The following is a 16,595-nucleotide window of genomic DNA, read 5'->3' on the forward strand; positions in this document are numbered from 1 at the left end:
CTTACCGAACCGGTCCAAGCACCGCCAGGCGCCCTGTGCTGGTGATTGCGCGGCGCTCCGGCCGATACATGTCCTCGACGGACGCCGGCGGATGCGCATAATTGCCCGGTGTCACGGCCCGGGCGAGATACGCAAAATTCAATTCCGACCCGCCAGTGCGCGTCTGATCGACGGAAACCTCGAACCTGTCACCGTGGAACTGGGCGTGCTCGGGTTGATCAACGGTCTTCAGCCATTGAAGAGCGCCGATATCGCCGGAACGGACCAACCGTAGATTATCAATGACAAGGCCCGCTGGAATACGGTCAACCACCATCAGGCGTCCCGGCGTGTCGGTCAGGGCGCGAACAGTGACGACCACGGCGAGGCGCGTGCCGACCGGAACCGCCCCGGGATCAACCAGGTTGCCATCCAGATCAAACATCCGACGTTCAATGACATAGTCCGTACCACCGGCGGGTTCTGGCAACAGAGGTTGGCCGGACACCGAAACCAGCAGTTCAGTGCCCTCGCCACCCCGGTTTTCAATGCGGCGTATTTCGCGTTCAAGCGTCAGGCCGGAGAATGACCAGACAAGCCGACCGGGCGTCTCCTCACCATCGACCGCAATTTTTGTGGCCGCTGCCTGCTCGTTGAGCTCGCGTGCAGCCATCAGGAGCCAGGCCATGTCCTGCGTAGAATAATAGGAGCGGCTTTCCTGAGCAGCCTTCACAAATTCACTGGCACGAGACTGGTCCGGGCTGTTGGCGCCTGATGCCGAAACATAGGTCAGAACACCAGCACCGTCGCGCAGTGCAGATCCATAGTCAGCCCGGTATCCGCTCCTGGAACGTTCGCCCAGCGCCAAGGTTGCCGCTCTGAAACCTTCCTCGGCACGTTTCGCCTCTCCATAGAGAGCCAGACTTGCGGCAAGTTGAGCCTTGGCAAGCGGCGTTGAGAAGGAGCCAAGCTTGGCGTCCAGATAATACCTGAGATCCCCCATGGATGCCCGGCTGTTGCGGGCCAGAACGTAGAGGCCATAGGCGATTTCCTCACCGCCTTCGGTGAAATCGGAGGCATAGGCCAGACGATTCTCAAGGTTGTCCAGGGCCGTTTCGAAGGCCAGTTCAGGCACATGATAGCCTTCTTCGCGCGCGCGGGTGAGGAAGTCGACCACATAGGCGTCGAGCCAGGGGTCATAGCTGCTGTAGCTGTTCCAGAGCCCAAAGGATCCGTCAGATGACTGGTTTGCCAGAACCCGCTGGATCGCTTTGACGACCCGCTCCCGGATCTCGGGATCATCCCCAAGGCCAGCGGCAGTTGCGACCTGGTTCAGATAAAGCAAAGGCAAGGCCCGGCTGGTTGTTTGTTCCGTGCAGCCATAGGGATAGCGGTCGAGGGCATCCAGAAGACCGGCCACATCGATACGTGCCGCGCCTCCCGCCGTCACCTTGACCGACACGGTTTCGGGCCGCAGCCCTTCAAAGCTGCCAGCATCAAGAGAAAGGCTCGCCCCGCCGGAAAGAGAGAAGCTGGACCTGCGAACCACATCTGGTTGGGTATCGCGAACATCCAATCGCATTCGTTTGACCACCTCCGTGCCGTCGGGGGCTGCCAAAGCTGCGATGATCGTCGCGCTGCCTTGCTCATCAAATGCGGAGACCGGCACGCGAACAAGGGTTTTCTCGCTGACACCAAGCTTCAGCTGACGCACGTGAGGTCCCTCGCGATCCAGACCTGCCGGCCCTTCCGCCGACAGGGTCAGATCATAGACACCAGCCGGACCCTCGACATTGTCGATCTCAAGCTGTAGCCGAGAAACATCGCCTGGTGCCAGGAAGCCAGGCAGGCTCGCCGTCAACACCATCGGTGCGCGGATCTCTACGTCCTGAGATGCGTGACCAACGCCCTCCTTTGTCCAGGCGACCGCCATCAACCGTAGCGTTCCATTGAATTCAGGTATCTCGAAACGCACAGCCGCCTTGCCCTCGCTATTTAGCGAGACGAGACCGGAAAACAGCGCCAGCGGCTCTTCATCCGGAGGCGGCGCTTCAAGGCGCATGGCCATGGCATCACCACCGGAGCGAACCTTGCCACGAACACCAAACGTGCGGTCGATGAGCTGGCCGTAAAGATCGCGCATTTCCGCACCCAACCGCCGCTGGCCGAAATACCAGTCCTCTGGTGCTGGTGGCTCAAACCCGGTCAGGTTGAGGATGCCGAGATCGACGCCGGCGAGCGTCACAAATGCCTGGGTGCCGGCAGCAAGTCCCGCCACCTCGATGGGCACTTCCAGGGTCGTGGACGGACGCAGGGTCGAAGTCGCGGACAGGCTGATATCAAGATCGCGTTCCCCCGGCTCGACCTTGAGCCAGGAAAGCCCGACCGACCGAGACGGCATGCGGTTGTTTTTAAGGTCCATGGGACGATAAAGGCTCGCGGTCACATAGGCCCCTGCCCCCCATTCTTCCGTCACCGGCAGGCCAATTTCTGCCTCACCACCTTCTACTTCGATCGTCCGTGAGTTCAGCAAGCCGCCTGAGACGACGTTCACCACGGCGATTCCATCCATTTGGGACGTCAGGCGCAGGGTTGCCGTTTCGCCGGGACTGTAACTTTTCTTATCGAGACCAACATCGAGATAGTCGGGCGTCTCGGATGTGGCATCGGCAGTGTACCAGCCCGCCGAGAATTCGACGCTGGTTGCCGTCGCCTGAGGTCCGCCGGACTGAACTTCAAGCCGGTATCGGCCCCACTCCACGGGCAAAGACAGGCTTCCGGCCTGTCTGACTTGTATCGACAAGTCGCCGTTTGCCACGCGCTTGGTCGTGGTGATCGGCTCATAGTTCCACGAGCCATCGGTTCGGTACCATTGATAGCGCCGTTCGATGCGCGAGAGCGTCCAGGAAAGGTCTTCGGCGGCGCGTGGCGCACCGTCCTCACCGAGCAGAATCACGTTGAAAGACGCCGGACCGCCTTCGTCGACGCCGCCATCAAACAGAGGCTTGATGCCAATCTTTTCGCCGTCCTGGGCAACCGGCAAATTCAACCTGCGCTCGACATAACGACCGCCGGTCTCCACCAGTCTCGCCACAAGCTCGCCCTTATAGAGGCCTGTAATGCCAGCAATTTCCGGCAAATTCACGCCGAAGGACAAGGCGCCATTGGCGTTGGTCTTCAGCCCGGACGGCAGCGTTTCGCGTGTCGGATAGGAAATATCGTCGGCAAGACCAAAGATGTACCCCGGCTGACTGGAGAGCTTCCGGGTTGGCGTCACGATGATGTCGCCTTCCATGGTCTGGCCGCTCGCCGGGGAGCCATAAAGGAACCTTGCCTCGACGGACACCGGTGTTGCTGCGCTGCGGCTGAAGGACTCGGCGCTGGTTTCCAGGTCGAAATCCACACGTTCAGGCTGATAATCTTCGACCAGGAACGTGGACTGGGACAATGCATCCCCCTTGGGATCCACAAACACCTTCCAGGACCAGACACCCTGTTGTGCCCCTGCAGCCAGGTTGAAGTCCTGCAAATGACCACCGAGGCCGGCGTCCTGCACCAGGTAGCGGGAATGCTCGACGCCATCGGGACGATCGAGGACAAAGGTCAGAGGCAGGCCTTCCTGAGCCACAGCTTTGGACGTGCGGACCAGCGCTTGGGCGTGCACAGTTTCGCCAGCCTTGTAGATCCCCCTATCCGTCCAGGCGAAGACATCAAGAGGTCCCGGCGCAGCACGCCCTTCGACGCCACGGTCGCTCAGGTCGAAAGCAGGCTTTCTCAGATCCAGGAAGGAATAATCCCCTGCCTGCGTTTCAGCGACAACCAAGCTGGGCGCCATACCACCACGTCCTCGTCCAAGCCCGGGCGCAAAGCGGCCAAAACCGTCGTCGTCCGTGGTGACCTCGCCGAGGATTTCGTTGTTGACCGCAAGAAGCTTGAGCGACACGCCGTCGACGGCTTCGGCAGTGTTGAGCGAACGAACATTTACAGCGATGCCGTCATTCCCGCTCAAGGAGGAAAGGCCCAAATCGGACACAATGAACCACTGCGTTGCGAGTGGACCCCACTTGTTTTGCGTATCGAGCTTGGAACGAGCCGTCATTGCATAGACGCCCGGCTTGATATCGAGACCGATCTCGTTCAGCGGCACAGCCGTGGTGATGTCCCTGTTGAGGCTGTTTTCCGTTTCGACCGTTCCCGACCAGACTTTCTCGCCCAGATCATCCGTCAGTTGTTCGGCCTGATAGCTTCCCAATTGGCGGAGGAATTTGCCGTCACGCACGACACTTGCCAATGCACGGTCGCCGACGCGGAAGATCTCTGTGGCGACTTCGCTCGTGTTCACCGACACGATCGGGATCGTCGGCTCGCCACCGGCGGGCAAAACATAGGCGCGGCCGATGAACTGAACGGATGGCGCGCGATCGCGGACGTAGATGTTGAGGTCTACCGATTTCTCAAGAACCTCGCCGTCTGCCGCGGGCAAACCGCTTCTCACGCTCAGGCGGTATCTTTCGCCATGGGTAACGCCATCGACGCAGACCTGCGCCCCGTCGGCCTCAACAGATGTCGTTCCCTGGCCGGTGACGGAGACATAGGGCGAGAAATCGGTGTTACGCGGCAATGAAGACGAGAAGACCACACAGATGCGCGGCGCGGCGGCGTCGGCTGCCACTGTGTGATTGAGAATCCGGAAGCCGTGTTCTGCGACCATCTGATCGTAGCGGCGGCGAAGACCGGGATTTTCATCCAACGCAAGAGCGGCACGCAAGGCCTTGATCGCCGGCTTCCACTGCTGGCGCGCAGCAAGAGACGATCCTATCAGGTCGAGGGAACGCGCGCATTCAATTGCACTTATGGAGCGCAGATAGGCGTTGATGGACGAGGATGTCGCATTTTCCTGTTTGCGCTGACGCTCCTGCCAATCCTTAGGGCTCTGCATCAGCTGGGCCATGGCAAGCCCCTGCCAGGCCTCAAGATCGCCAGGTTCCAAAGCAATAAGCGCTCCGAAATCAGCCTCTGCGACAGCTCCGTCCTTGTTGAGTATTTTCTGACGTGCCTCGCGGCGCAGCTGATCTGCTGTCAAACTGGTCGTGATAGGGCTTTGCTGCAAACGGGCAGAATATGTCTCAGCCGTTTCAAGCAGACTACGATCCAGAAAACCTAGATCTGCCTTGCGGTCGGCCTGTTGGTCTTCCCGTGGCTGCTCGACAGAAACGACCCTGCCCGCAATCGCTCCGACGAAGCTCTGCAACTGACCGAAGTCTGACTTCAAAAAGCACCATCCGGCCGAGGTGTTGTAGGTAAAGGCGCGGCACATGTTGTCGGCAAGACACGCGGCCTCACAGCCTGACAGGTCAACATCCTTGACGGTCCGGTAGTCGCCGCCAAAGAAGTCGGCATCTTCGATTGTGACGATACGCCTTTCTTGCGCGTGAACCGGCACCGCAAGCGTCAAAGCTGCGAAAGCACCAATCGCAAAGTACTGGGGCAACAGTGACCTAAACCGCCGACCACCGACCTTCGCGGCTTCCAAGACATACCGAAACGACATAACCACCTCCCCCCTGGGGCATCGACAAACCTGCGGATGGGTAACGGTACACGCGATCATGACGTTGCCAAGGCAGAAATCAAAAACTGTCGGGCAGAAGCCGCGACGTCCATCGCCGTTCCAGCAGCTGAAACGTCTTCCCGACCGCCCAAAATTCGACGGAGGTGGACTGAAACCGAACAATCACGATCCCGACCGAAAACATCCTGCGCCGTAATATTGACCGTGACAACAGCTTATCCCAAACGCAGTCTTTACGAGCGCAGCTGGATCAGATCCTTATCGTCGCAACACCCATTCAATCTGGAGGTCTGTCATGAAACTCGTGTCCTTGGGACGCACCGGCATCAAGGTGTCCGAACTTTGCTTCGGCACCATGTCTTTCGGCGGCGACGCGGACGAGACCGCAGCTGCCGCTCTTTATGGCGCCTGCCGGGATGCAGGTATCAATTTTTTCGACTGCGCGGATATCTACTCAGATGGCGCGGCGGAAGAAATCCTGGGACGGCAAATCGCTCACGAACGCGATGAGCTCGTGATTACATCCAAGGTCTGGGGTCAGACCGGGAAAGACGCCAATTCAGGCGGAACAAACCGGCGCCATGTCGCGAGGGCGATCGACGCTAGCCTTAAGCGGCTTGGAACAGATCGTCTGGATGTCTATTTCGTTCATCGTTTTGACGATGCAACACCTTTGGAAGAGACGTTGCGCGGGCTGGAGGACGTCGTCCGCTCGGGCAAAGTTCTCTACCTGCGTGCAAGCAACTATGCCGCCTGGCAGATTGCAAAGGCGCTCGGCATTAGCGCAAAGGAAGGCTGGGCGCGATTTGATGTGCTCCAGCCGATGTACAATCTGGTCAAACGCCAGGCAGAGACCGAGATCCTGCCACTGGCCCAGTCAGAGAATCTGGGCGTGATTTCGTACAGTCCCGTGGGAGGCGGGCTGCTTTCGGGCAAATACCGACCAGGCTTAAAGCCCGATGGCAGTCGGCTTGCCGAGAACGCCATGTATGCTGCACGCTACGGCGAAGAGTGGGTCTATGAGACGGCAGAGAGTTTCACGCTGTTTGCCGAGAAGATGGGCGTCCATCCAGTATCCCTCGCAGTTGCCTGGGTTGGCGGGCACGAGGGGATCACGGCGCCGATCATCGGCGCACGGCATACGGAGCAGCTCAGGCCTTCGTTGCAATCGATCGACATCGACATGACCGAAGAGCTTCGCAGCGAGATTTCAGCTTTGTCCCGCACGCCGCCGCCCGCGACCGACCGGCTGGAACAGCGATAACCTGAAACGATATGCTGTCCCGGTTTTCTAGTCGGGGCAGCTTACCGCCACTTTCAAGAAACGGTGCTTATTGACCACCTAGCTTGTTGTAGACTGTCCAGCCAGGGCGGCCTGTGACCGGAAGACCGTAGCGCGCTTCCGCCTTTTTGATGCCCGCACGGGTGGCGGGGCCTACCTTGCCGTCGGGCTCGCCGACATCGAAGCCATTGCGATTGAGCAACTTCTGCAGCTCCAGCCGCTGTGCCCGCGATAATCCCGGATCATTGGTCGGCCAAGGCGTCTTGAACGGCTCACCGCCAGACACGAGCTGCGATAGAAGCGCAATCGCAAGACCATAGGACGTCGAAGCGTTGTAGGAACGCAGCGCCTTGAAATTGCGGGTGACGAGAAACGCCGGTCCGTTCGCCCCGGCAGGCCGTATCAGGGCGGTGTCCTGCTTGCTCTTGAAGCTGCTGCCGTCGATGTTCCTGAGACCGCGTTTCGTCCAGGTGCTCATGGATGCGTATTTCTTGCGCCCCGACGGACCCGAGTAGCCTTTGGGCACTTTCACCTCGAAGCCCCAGAGACGGCTGTTGCGCCAACCCGCGTTTTTCAGGAAGTTGGCCGTCGATGCAAGCGCATCCGGAACGGAGTTGACGAGGTCTTTTCGGCCATCTCCGTCAAAATCTACAGCAAGACTGATGTAGGTCGAAGGCATGAATTGGGTCTGGCCGAACGCGCCAGCCCATGATCCGCGAAAATCGCTGTGGGGCACGTCACCGCGCGAGGCGATCTGCAGGGTCTTGATCAGCTCGCCGCGGAAGTATTTTGAGCGACGTCCACCGGCGCAGGCCAGATTTGCCAGCGCATGTGGCGTATAGAAATCGCCGCGGAACTGGCCATAGTCGCTCTCGATGCCCCAAACGGCCAAAACGACGTGACGGTCAACGCCGAAGCGTTTTTCGACCGACGACAGCGTGGAACGATGTTTCTTCAGAAGTTTCTTGCCGTCGGCGATCCGCTGCGGATCCACCAGAAACGCCATATAGTCCCAGATCTGGGTCTTGTGCTCCGGCTGCGAGGTCGAGAAGCGGATGACTTTCTCATCGTAGGCAACGCCCGAGAGCATCTGGTTGGCGATCTGGGGCCGAACCCCGGATTTCACCGCCTGAGCCTTCAAGCCGGTCACGCAACTGTCGATCGATGCGGCTTGCGCCGAGGGGCCACCAGAAAGAGCCAATAGTCCTGATATCAGTCCGGAAAGACATGTGCCTTTCCGGATCAAAGCCGACATTTCAAATCGCATTTCCAGCCCCGCAGCTCGCCGAATCGATGCCAGACACGCTGACGATCTATCGAGTCTGAATTAGGGCAAGAACGTTTATTTTCCCTCGATCAGCTTGCGACGCAGCCAGCTCGAGCTCTGATCCATCACGATCACCACGAGGATCGTCAGAATGATGATGTAGCTGGTGTTCTCCCAGTCGCGGGAGGTCTTCATGGTTTCGACCAGCATGAGGCCGATACCGCCTGCGCCAAGCGCCCCAATCACGGTGGCTGAACGGGTGTTGGATTCCAGATAGTAGAGCACCTGAGACACAAAGACCGGAAGGATCTGCGGGATCACGCCGAAGCGGTAGCGTTGCAGCTGGTTAGCACCTGTCGCCCGAACCCCCTCGACTTGCTTGTTGTCGATGTTTTCAAGCGCCTCGGAGAACAGTTTGCCGAGGGAGCCCGTGTCGGTGAAGGCGATTGCCAATGCACCGGTCAGAGGGCCAAGGCCGAAAGCCCGGATGAAAATCAGCGACCAGATCAACATGTCGATGCCGCGCAAAAAATCGAACAGTCGGCGCGTACCAAAGCGCAAGAAGACAGAGGGCGTAAAGTTCCGGGCGGCCAGAAAGGCAAGCGGAAGGCCGAATGCGGCGGCCGTTATGGTTCCGAGCACGGCCATCATGATCGTTTCCAGGAGCGCAAGGAAGATCTCGCCGTGCTGCCAGTCCGGATTGTCCAGGAACTCATGCACGATGTGCCAGAGATTTGGGTAGTCCGGATCCATGCGGTCGGCGCTGAGTGCCAATGCATAGAGCTGGCTGAAGGACATGCCATAAAGGTCGGAGTTGAAGGAGAACCAGAAGTTTTCCCAACCACCGAAGAAGTTATGCACCTCGATCTTGGTGCGGGTCACCTGCACACGCCGGTCAAGCGTCGGGCGCGCATCAAGCTTCTTGGGGTTTGTCTTCAGCCAGTCCGGCTGATCTCCTGGCGGCACCGTGATGTCGACCCCGGAATTGGTCGCCGTCGCAGTGATGACACCGTAGCCAGGAACAGTGAAGGTCATGGTCTTGCCGACGATCTCGACGAGATAGCCCTCGCCCAGATCCACAACCGAATTGTTTCCGTCTACCTGGACCCAATCGGGGTAGTTGGTGTCATCATAGGCTGCCCGACGCTCGCCCTCGATGGCGACCTCGAGTTGATCCCGACGGATGTTCTTGGTGACGTGCACCTTGTAGGCGACGGAGTCTGTCGCAAGGATAGCGGCTCTCTCCGGCTGCGCCTTGGACAAGAGCCCCGCGACATCGAAGGCGAACCATGTGTAGATCAGGTAGCCAAGGATGACCAACGGAACAAAGATCGTGAACAGGGTTCTGTTGCGAACCTTTGCCCGGACCAGATCAGGCGTGACAACCGGCTCAAGGGTATCGGTGGACATGGACTTTTCCCTTAGTGAGCTCGGCCGGAGCCGACCAGCTTGCCACGGAGGTAGGACGAGGCCTGATCGATCAGCATGATGGTGAGAAAAAGCAGCACGAAGATCGCAGCGGTTTCATCTCCAGCCCCCTGCCCCCAGCCAATGGTGCGTCGAAGCTCCTGTCCGATGCCGCCGGCACCGACGAAACCGAGAATGGCCGACGCACGCACATTGATTTCCAGGCGCAGCAGGAAATAGCTCAGGTAGTTGGGCGCAACTTGCGGCAGCACCGCATAGCGGATGCGTTGCAGCCAGCTGGCACCACAGGCGCTCAAGCCCTCGATCGGCTTGCGATCTATATTCTCGTTGACCTCGGAGAACAGCTTGCCAAGTGCACCCGCAGTGTGAAATGCGACGGCGATCATGGCCGGGACCGGGCTCGATCCGAGGACGAAGATCAAAAACAATGCGATGATGAGTTCGGGGAATGCGCGCATGATATCCATCATACGACGTACGACCGGGATCAGCGGCCCCCAACTGTCGACGTTGCGGGTTGATGCCATTGCCAGCACAAGCGCCATTGCGCCGCCAAGCAAAGTGGCAACTGCCGCGATATTCAATGTTTCCAGCATCGCTGGCACATATTGAATGATCAGGCCGAAGAACGCTGGTCCGGCGTTCCAGGCCTCAAGGACAATTTCACCGGGGTAATCAAAGAATTTCGAGAGCCCCTGAAGGAAGCCGCCGGAGTTCATTTCGTTTGATTTCGAAAATCCGGAAACCAGAACGGCAACGACCAGCAAAAGTCCCATGAGGGAGTAAAGCTGGCGACGTTTGCGTAAGGAGAGGATTTCCTGCTCCAAAGCGGCGACGGCCATGTCGAAAGTCCTTAAAAGAAGTCCAAAGAAAACGCGGGCCAACTTGCGGCCCGCGTTCCTGTTTCAAAGAACGATTAGTTCTTGTTCTTTGCCTTACGTGCTTCAACGATGTTGACGTAGGCTTCGTGAGTGATCGGCATGAAGCCCTTGGTCTCACCTGCTGCGATGTTGTAGGCACAATCAGGGTCAATGGAGTTCAAGGAGGCAATCAGGCCGGTCATCTTGATCTTGACGTCTTCCGGCAGCTTCTTGGACAGAACAATCGGGCCTTCCGGGATGACCGGAGACTGCCAGATCTGCTGCAGTTCGGTCATGTCGACCAGACCAGCATCAGATGCCTTGCGCAGGGCGCCGGAGTTGTAGCCGTCTTCCCATTCGCCAAGGCCGTCAGCCCAGGTCACGCCAGCATCGATGTCGCCGTTGGAAACCGCAACGATGGTCTGCTCATGACCACCGGTGAACTTCACGTCGCCGAAGTATTCGCCCGGCTTCATGGAGTAGCCTTCCTGCGGGATGGCGATGGACGGGATCAGGTAACCGGATGTGGAGTTCGGATCACCGAAGCCGAAAACCTTGCCCTTCATGTCGTCAAGCGAGTTGATCTCGCTGTCGACGCGCGCAAAACCGATGGAGTAGTAGCCGTAGCCGCCATCGACGTTGACCTTGACGAGAACCGGATCAACAGCTTCCGGGTCGGTCAGGTGAACCTTGGCGTAGGAAGAAGCGCCAAGCCATGCAAGGTCAAGGTTGCCGCCGAGCAGGCCTTCGATCACGCCGTTGTAGTCGGCAGGAGCAAAGAGCTTGACCGGAACGCCGAGAAGGTCAGCGGTCTTTTCTTCGAGGCACTCGTAAGCGCGCAGGCGGTCAGAGGCGTTTTCGCCACCGAGGATGCCGATGCGGAATTCGGTGATGTTGTCTGCAGCAACTGCGGAGGTTGCGTTCAGGGCAAGCATGCTAACCGCAGCAAGGGCGGCAAACTTAGAAACGAGGTTCATCTGGGGCACTCCCAAAGAGATGGATACTGATGACGATTGAAAGGAGCCGGGTCTAAACCACGGCCGCAGCTGCCGGCGTCATCGCACCGGCAGGATCTGTTTTCCGAACGCTTGCGTCCGGTGTATCGATGGCGGTCGATGTCGCCGCTTCGTTGAAACTTTCGTCGGCGCCGTAAATCTCGCGAGCCACTTCGGTGGTCAGCAGCTCCGGCTCTCCATCGAACACAACCTTGCCGTCGCGCATTCCGATGACGCGGTCGCAATAGGTGCGCGCAGTATCGAGCGTGTGGAGGTTGCAGATCACGACCTTGTTGTCGCGCTCATGGATCTCCCGCAGAGCGTCCATGACGATCTTGGCGTTCATCGGATCGAGGGATGCGATCGGCTCATCGGCCAGAACCATGTGCGGATCCTGCATGAGAGCACGGGCAATGGCGACGCGCTGCTGCTGTCCGCCGGACAGTTCTTCTGCCCGCTTGGTCGCTTCCTGGACAATTCCCAGGCGATCAAGCGCTGCGAGCGCCGTGTTCACATCATCGGCGCTGAAGATGTTGAACATGCTCTTGAGCGTCGACTGAGCGTTCAACCGGCCGAGCATGACATTGGTGACGACATCAAGGCGCGGGACGAGGTTGAACTGCTGGAAGACCATTGCGCAATCGCGCTGCCAGCGACGCATCATCGCGCCCTTGAGGCTCAGAATATCCTCGCCTTTGAAAATGATGCGGCCGGATGTCGCCGGTGTCAGGCGATTGATCATCCGCAGAAGCGTGGACTTGCCCGCCCCGGACCGCCCGATGATGCCGACCATCTGCGGCTTGTCGATAGTGAAGCTGACCCGGTCAACCGCTGTGCGGGTGCCAAAGTCCTTTGTGACGCTTTCGAAGTGGATCACCCGGAGGCCCTGTCGCTGAATTAGAATTTCCAGCTGCGACAAGAGCCACGACTATATTACAGAGAAATGACAACAGCTCTCTGCTGACTTGAAGTTTTGACAACTAATAAATGACAGTTCAGTGACATCAAAAAATCATTTACACATATCTCATTCATATTTCTTAATATAATAACGTTCTCCACCAAACAAATCTCATCCCTCCCACTTCACAAAAGGCGACTATCGACCCCAAAAATGAAAGTTCATCAAAACATCATCAAACTGTCAAAGTATTTAACTCCGTCGCAGCGTAATCACCGCAGGTTATTTCATTCCTGCAAGGTGACAAATGCCCGGCCCAACCGACAAATCCGCCCTCACGTCTGCCCCGAACATTCATCCTGATGCAATCGTACTGGACTCCGAACTCGGCGTCTGGACCGAAGTCGGCGCTCATACAGAGATGCGCCAGAGCCAGATGGGCGACTATTCCTATATTGTACAGGGCGGTGATGTGGTCTGGTCGACCATCGGCAGGTTCTGCTCCATCGCCCGAAATGTGCGGTTGAATCCAGGCAATCACCCCACATGGCGCGCTTCGCAGCATCATTTCAGCTATCGCGCTGCAGCCTATGATCTTGGTGACAACGACGACAGTTTCTTCGAATGGCGGAAAAAGGACTGGGTGACACTGGGCCATGATGTGTGGATCGGCCACGGGGCAACGGTGCTTGCCGGTGTTACCGTAGGAACCGGCGCCATCGTGGCTGCCGGCGCAGTTGTCTCCAAAGATGTTGAACCCTACACAATCGTTGGCGGCGTTGCTGCGAAGGAAATCAAACGCCGTTTTTCGGCAGAACAGAGCGACGCTCTTCAGGCAATCGCCTGGTGGGACTGGGACCACTTTATTCTCAAAGCCAGGCTTCCTGACTTCAGAGTTCTGTCCATCGACGCCTTTATCGAGAAATACAGATAGCAAAGCGTCTCGGCAGCACTGATCAGACCATCGGCATCGCGCCCTGCGTGCACCGCAGCCTAAGCTCTCGCTCACAAGTCCGTGAGCAAGCGTTGATGAACAGCGCCAAGAGATAGCATTAACCCAACGGCAAGGCTAAAAGTCTAGGATTGAATGAGTTTAATTGCGTCTACTTTTTAATACCGAACCATTGGGGACTTAGGATGGGTAAGGGAATTTTCGCGATCTGCGCGGCGCTGATCATGTTTGCAACCAGCGCAGCTTTCGCCGCGCCAGGTGGTCAGTTTTTTGACCCAGACAGCAAAAAATGGGTAAGCTACGGTCCATCCTATGGCGGAAAGTCGCCAATTCGGAGAAAGAAAGTCAGATACAGTGGTCCCTATAGCCCGGGCACCATTGTGGTCGATACCGAAGAGCGCCGCCTCTATCACGTTCTGCCTGGTGGCAAGGCCATGAAATATGGCATTGGCGTTGGCAAGGACGGTTTTCAGTGGTCTGGCACGCACCGGATCACCCGCAAGGCGGAATGGCCGGGCTGGACACCTCCGCCACAGATGCGTGCTCGTGAACGCGCCAAAGGCCGGATCCTGCCGGCACACATGAAGGGTGGTCCAAACAACCCGCTGGGCGCACGCGCGCTCTACATCGGCTCGACCCTCTACCGCGTACATGGCACCAATGAACCGTGGACAATCGGCAGCGCCGTGTCTTCCGGCTGCATTCGCCTTGCAAACGAAGACATCATCCACCTGCACAAGAACGTCAGCGTTGGATCGAAGATCATCGTCAAACGCTGATCGTTCTTTTGAGCTCAGTCGAAAAGCCGGCCTTGTGCCGGCTTTTTGCATTCTAAGCCCTTCCTCAGACCACTGGCATCTCGCTCCTTTCTCTGGCTAAATAAGAAAAAAGGAGAGCCAGATGCCTTGCTGGGAATTTTGGAGGTCAAGGGGGTGTCAGCCATCTGCAACATCAGACAAACACTCGACGGCCAGGTCCAAATTCCTGTGTCTGGCTCTGTCGTTATGCTTGCTAACGGCGGTTCAATCACGTCCTGCGACAGCTGAAATGCCTGTAGCAGATCCCTTGACCGAACGCGGACTGGCCCTTTCCAAACTCCATTGCGCTCGCTGCCATATCGTCAGCGAGTCGGATCGCTTCGCCGGCACATCCTCGACGCCGTCTTTCAAGACCATGATCGAATTCCTGAAGGATTGGGAAGAGCGCTTCGGCAGTTTCATGGCGCGGAACCCGCATCCTGCCCACATCCGGCTGGACGGTGACGACCCTCGGCCCGAACACCTGCCGGCCACCATTCGCGAGGTACTTCTTTCACTCGATGATATCGAAGCGATCCTCGCCTATGTGGATCGAATGGCGATCGATTTGGGAAGGAAGCAGCCTGAAGACTGAGGCTGCCTCCAGATCCCGCTCGGCCACGAAAGCGCTTCAGCGTTCGCGTGAAAGGCCTTTTTCTTCCAATTCCTTAAGGTACCCGCCCCAGTGCTTGTCCTTTTCGTTGGCAAGCGCGAGAAAGTAGTCCCAGGTGAAGATACCGGTGTTGTGCATGTCGTCGAAATGGATGCGGACGGCATAGTTTCCGACCGGTTCGATCTTCATGATGCCGACATGCGACTTGCCCGGCACCGTCTTTTTCTGAGAAGGTCCATGTCCCTGGACCTCTGCCGACGGCGAACATACGCGCAAGTATTCCGCACTGTATTCATGGGTTTCCCCCGTATCGAAGGATACGAGCAATGTCTGCTTGTCGTTCTTCAGGCGCAGTTCCGTCGGCCAGGCTTTCTGTTCGCTCACGTGCTGTGTCTCCGGTGCTTTGCGCGGACGATAAGCGCGTCACAGCAAAGATCAAGCCGCGTCTTCGTTTGCCCGCTTTACCGACTGGTAGCCCTCCAGTGCAGCATCACGGGCCTTGAAGTGATCCACAATGGGCCTGGGATACGTGTTTCCCAACCGGACACCGGCCTTTACAAGGGCCGCCCCCGGCGCATCGAAAGGAGCATTGAGATATGTCGTATCGAGCTCTTTCAGCTCCGGCACCCATTTACGCACATAGTCACCCTCCGGGTCGAACTTCGCGCCCTGGGTCATGGGATTGAAAATCCGAAAATAAGGCGCGGCATCGGCTCCGCTGCCCGCCACCCATTGCCAGCTCGCCGCGTTGTTGGCCAGATCAGCATCCAGCAAAGTATCGCGGAACCATGCCTCGCCATGGCGCCAATCAAGACGCAAGTGTTTGATCAGAAAGCTGGCGACGATCATGCGCACCCGATTGTGCATGTAACCGGTGTGCCAAAGCTCGCGCATGCCGGCGTCGACAATCGGGTATCCGGTCTGGCCGGTCTGCCAGGCCCTGAGGTCTTCTTCACTCTCCCGCCATGGATAGGCATCGAATCCCGGCTTCCAGTTCGCGTGCGGGATCGTCGGGAAATGGTAGAGCAAGTGATAGGCAAACTCGCGCCAGCCAATCTCGCTGAGAAATTTCGAAGCATCCTTGTCGAGGTTTTCCGCTTTCTCCGCTGCAACAAGCGTTTCCTGCCGAATCTGGCTTGGCGAAATCTCGCCGAAATGAAGGTGAGGCGACAATCTGGAAACATTCGGCAGATCGGGCCGATTGCGCAGTTCGCCGTAACCTTTCAGATCCCTGTCAAGAAAGGCGTTCAAGCGATCTCGCGCACCCTTTTCGCCCGGTACCCAAAGCTCATCCCAACCTTCGGCCCAGTTCGGTTGCTCTGGCAAAAGCTTCAGCTCGTCAAGCGAGCTTTCAGCGTCGAAGGAGGCCAATTCAAGCTTCTCAGGTCCTGGGAGAGGCGTCGAAAAGATCTTCTGTTGGGCCGCACGCCAGAAGGGCGAATAGACCTTGAAAGGACCGCCGGCCTTTGTTTCCAACTCCCAGGGTTCGAACAGAAGAGACGCCTTGAAACTGCGGACATTGACACCTGCCTCTTTCAAGCTCGCCTTGATTTCACTGTCTCTCTCGATGGCTTGAGGTTCATAGCACCGATTCCAGTGCACTGCCTCAGCGCCGGTCCGTTCGACCAAGGCAGGCAGCGCGACCCTCGCATCACCGCGCAGGATCAGAAGATCGCCCAGATCCTGCGCCAATGATTTCAGGCTGTGGTGGAGCCACCAACGGCTCGCACCACCAAGTGGATGTGTCTCCCCGCTTGATGCCGGGTCCTCCAGAATAAACACCGGAAGAACTTTCCCCTGCGCGGCGGCTTCGCTCAAGGCAGGATTGTCGGAGAGGCGAAGGTCCTGACGGAACCAGACGATGGTGATCATGAGCCATTCTTTGTGAGCGTTTTCAAAGCTTACGCAAGTGCCGGGTTTCAGATCACTGAAAATATCGCTTGGCTGCA

12 protein-coding genes are annotated in these 16,595 nt (G+C 57.9%); 4 read left to right on the plus strand and 8 right to left on the minus strand.

The window, feature by feature from the left end; all coding sequences use genetic code 11:
• Position 1 precedes the first annotated feature (1 nt).
• Positions 2 to 5,530, minus strand: a complete 5,529-nt coding sequence (locus ABJZ52_RS22010) for an MG2 domain-containing protein (protein ID WP_348187008.1) — start codon at positions 5,528 to 5,530, stop codon at positions 2 to 4.
• A 316-nt stretch (positions 5,531 to 5,846) separates the two neighbouring features.
• Here ABJZ52_RS22010 and ABJZ52_RS22015 point away from each other — a divergent pair, with 316 nt between their 5' ends.
• A complete protein-coding gene (locus ABJZ52_RS22015; protein WP_348187010.1) occupies positions 5,847 to 6,815 on the plus strand; it encodes an aldo/keto reductase in 969 nt (322 codons plus the stop codon).
• A 67-nt stretch (positions 6,816 to 6,882) separates the two neighbouring features.
• Here the strand turns inward: ABJZ52_RS22015 and ABJZ52_RS22020 are convergent, their stop codons facing one another.
• The 5 genes from ABJZ52_RS22020 to phnC form a co-directional block, all read right to left on the minus strand.
• A complete protein-coding gene (locus ABJZ52_RS22020; RefSeq protein ID WP_348187012.1) occupies positions 6,883 to 8,088 on the minus strand; it encodes a lytic murein transglycosylase in 1,206 nt (401 codons plus the stop codon).
• Between the two features lie 87 nt (positions 8,089 to 8,175).
• Positions 8,176 to 9,510 carry a phosphonate ABC transporter, permease protein PhnE gene (gene phnE, locus ABJZ52_RS22025; RefSeq protein WP_348187014.1) on the minus strand — a complete coding sequence of 445 codons (1,335 nt, stop codon included), beginning with the start codon at positions 9,508 to 9,510 and terminating at the stop codon, positions 8,176 to 8,178.
• 11 nt (positions 9,511 to 9,521) lie between these two features.
• On the minus strand, positions 9,522 to 10,370 hold the full coding sequence (gene phnE, locus ABJZ52_RS22030; RefSeq protein WP_348187016.1) for a phosphonate ABC transporter, permease protein PhnE: 849 nt from the start codon (positions 10,368 to 10,370) through the stop codon (positions 9,522 to 9,524).
• A gap of 74 nt (positions 10,371 to 10,444) precedes the next feature.
• Positions 10,445 to 11,365: a phosphonate ABC transporter substrate-binding protein gene (gene phnD, locus ABJZ52_RS22035; RefSeq protein WP_348187019.1), complete on the minus strand. Its 921-nt coding sequence runs from the start codon at positions 11,363 to 11,365 to the stop codon at positions 10,445 to 10,447.
• Positions 11,366 to 11,417: 52 nt separating this feature from the next.
• Positions 11,418 to 12,260 (minus strand): phosphonate ABC transporter ATP-binding protein, encoded by an 843-nt coding sequence (gene phnC, locus ABJZ52_RS22040; protein WP_348187021.1) that lies wholly within the window; start codon positions 12,258 to 12,260, stop codon positions 11,418 to 11,420.
• 331 nt (positions 12,261 to 12,591) lie between these two features.
• On the opposite strand from phnC, the gene ABJZ52_RS22045 reads away from it, so the two are divergent.
• The 3 genes from ABJZ52_RS22045 (at position 12,592) to ABJZ52_RS22055 (ending at position 14,628) form a co-directional block, all read left to right on the plus strand.
• The gene (locus tag ABJZ52_RS22045; RefSeq protein ID WP_348187023.1) at positions 12,592 to 13,218 is read left to right on the plus strand and encodes a chloramphenicol acetyltransferase; all 627 of its coding nucleotides are present in this window, start codon (positions 12,592 to 12,594) and stop codon (positions 13,216 to 13,218) included.
• 203 nt (positions 13,219 to 13,421) lie between these two features.
• Positions 13,422 to 14,015: a L,D-transpeptidase gene (locus ABJZ52_RS22050; protein WP_348187025.1), complete on the plus strand. Its 594-nt coding sequence runs from the start codon at positions 13,422 to 13,424 to the stop codon at positions 14,013 to 14,015.
• Positions 14,016 to 14,283: 268 nt separating this feature from the next.
• Entirely contained in the window at positions 14,284 to 14,628 is a 345-nt protein-coding gene (locus tag ABJZ52_RS22055) for a hypothetical protein (RefSeq protein ID WP_348187027.1), read from the plus strand.
• A gap of 36 nt (positions 14,629 to 14,664) precedes the next feature.
• On the opposite strand, the gene ABJZ52_RS22060 is transcribed toward ABJZ52_RS22055, so the two are convergent.
• Both ABJZ52_RS22060 and ABJZ52_RS22065 read right to left on the minus strand, forming a co-directional pair.
• The gene (locus ABJZ52_RS22060; protein ID WP_348187029.1) at positions 14,665 to 15,030 is read right to left on the minus strand and encodes a DUF971 domain-containing protein; all 366 of its coding nucleotides are present in this window, start codon (positions 15,028 to 15,030) and stop codon (positions 14,665 to 14,667) included.
• Positions 15,031 to 15,081: 51 nt separating this feature from the next.
• The gene (locus ABJZ52_RS22065) at positions 15,082 to 16,518 is read right to left on the minus strand and encodes a deoxyribodipyrimidine photo-lyase (RefSeq protein ID WP_348187031.1); all 1,437 of its coding nucleotides are present in this window, start codon (positions 16,516 to 16,518) and stop codon (positions 15,082 to 15,084) included.
• Between the last annotated feature and the right edge of the window lie 77 nt (positions 16,519 to 16,595).

The sequence above is a fragment of the Roseibium sp. genome (genome assembly GCF_039982295.1).
Lineage (GTDB): Bacteria > Pseudomonadota > Alphaproteobacteria > Rhizobiales > Stappiaceae > Roseibium.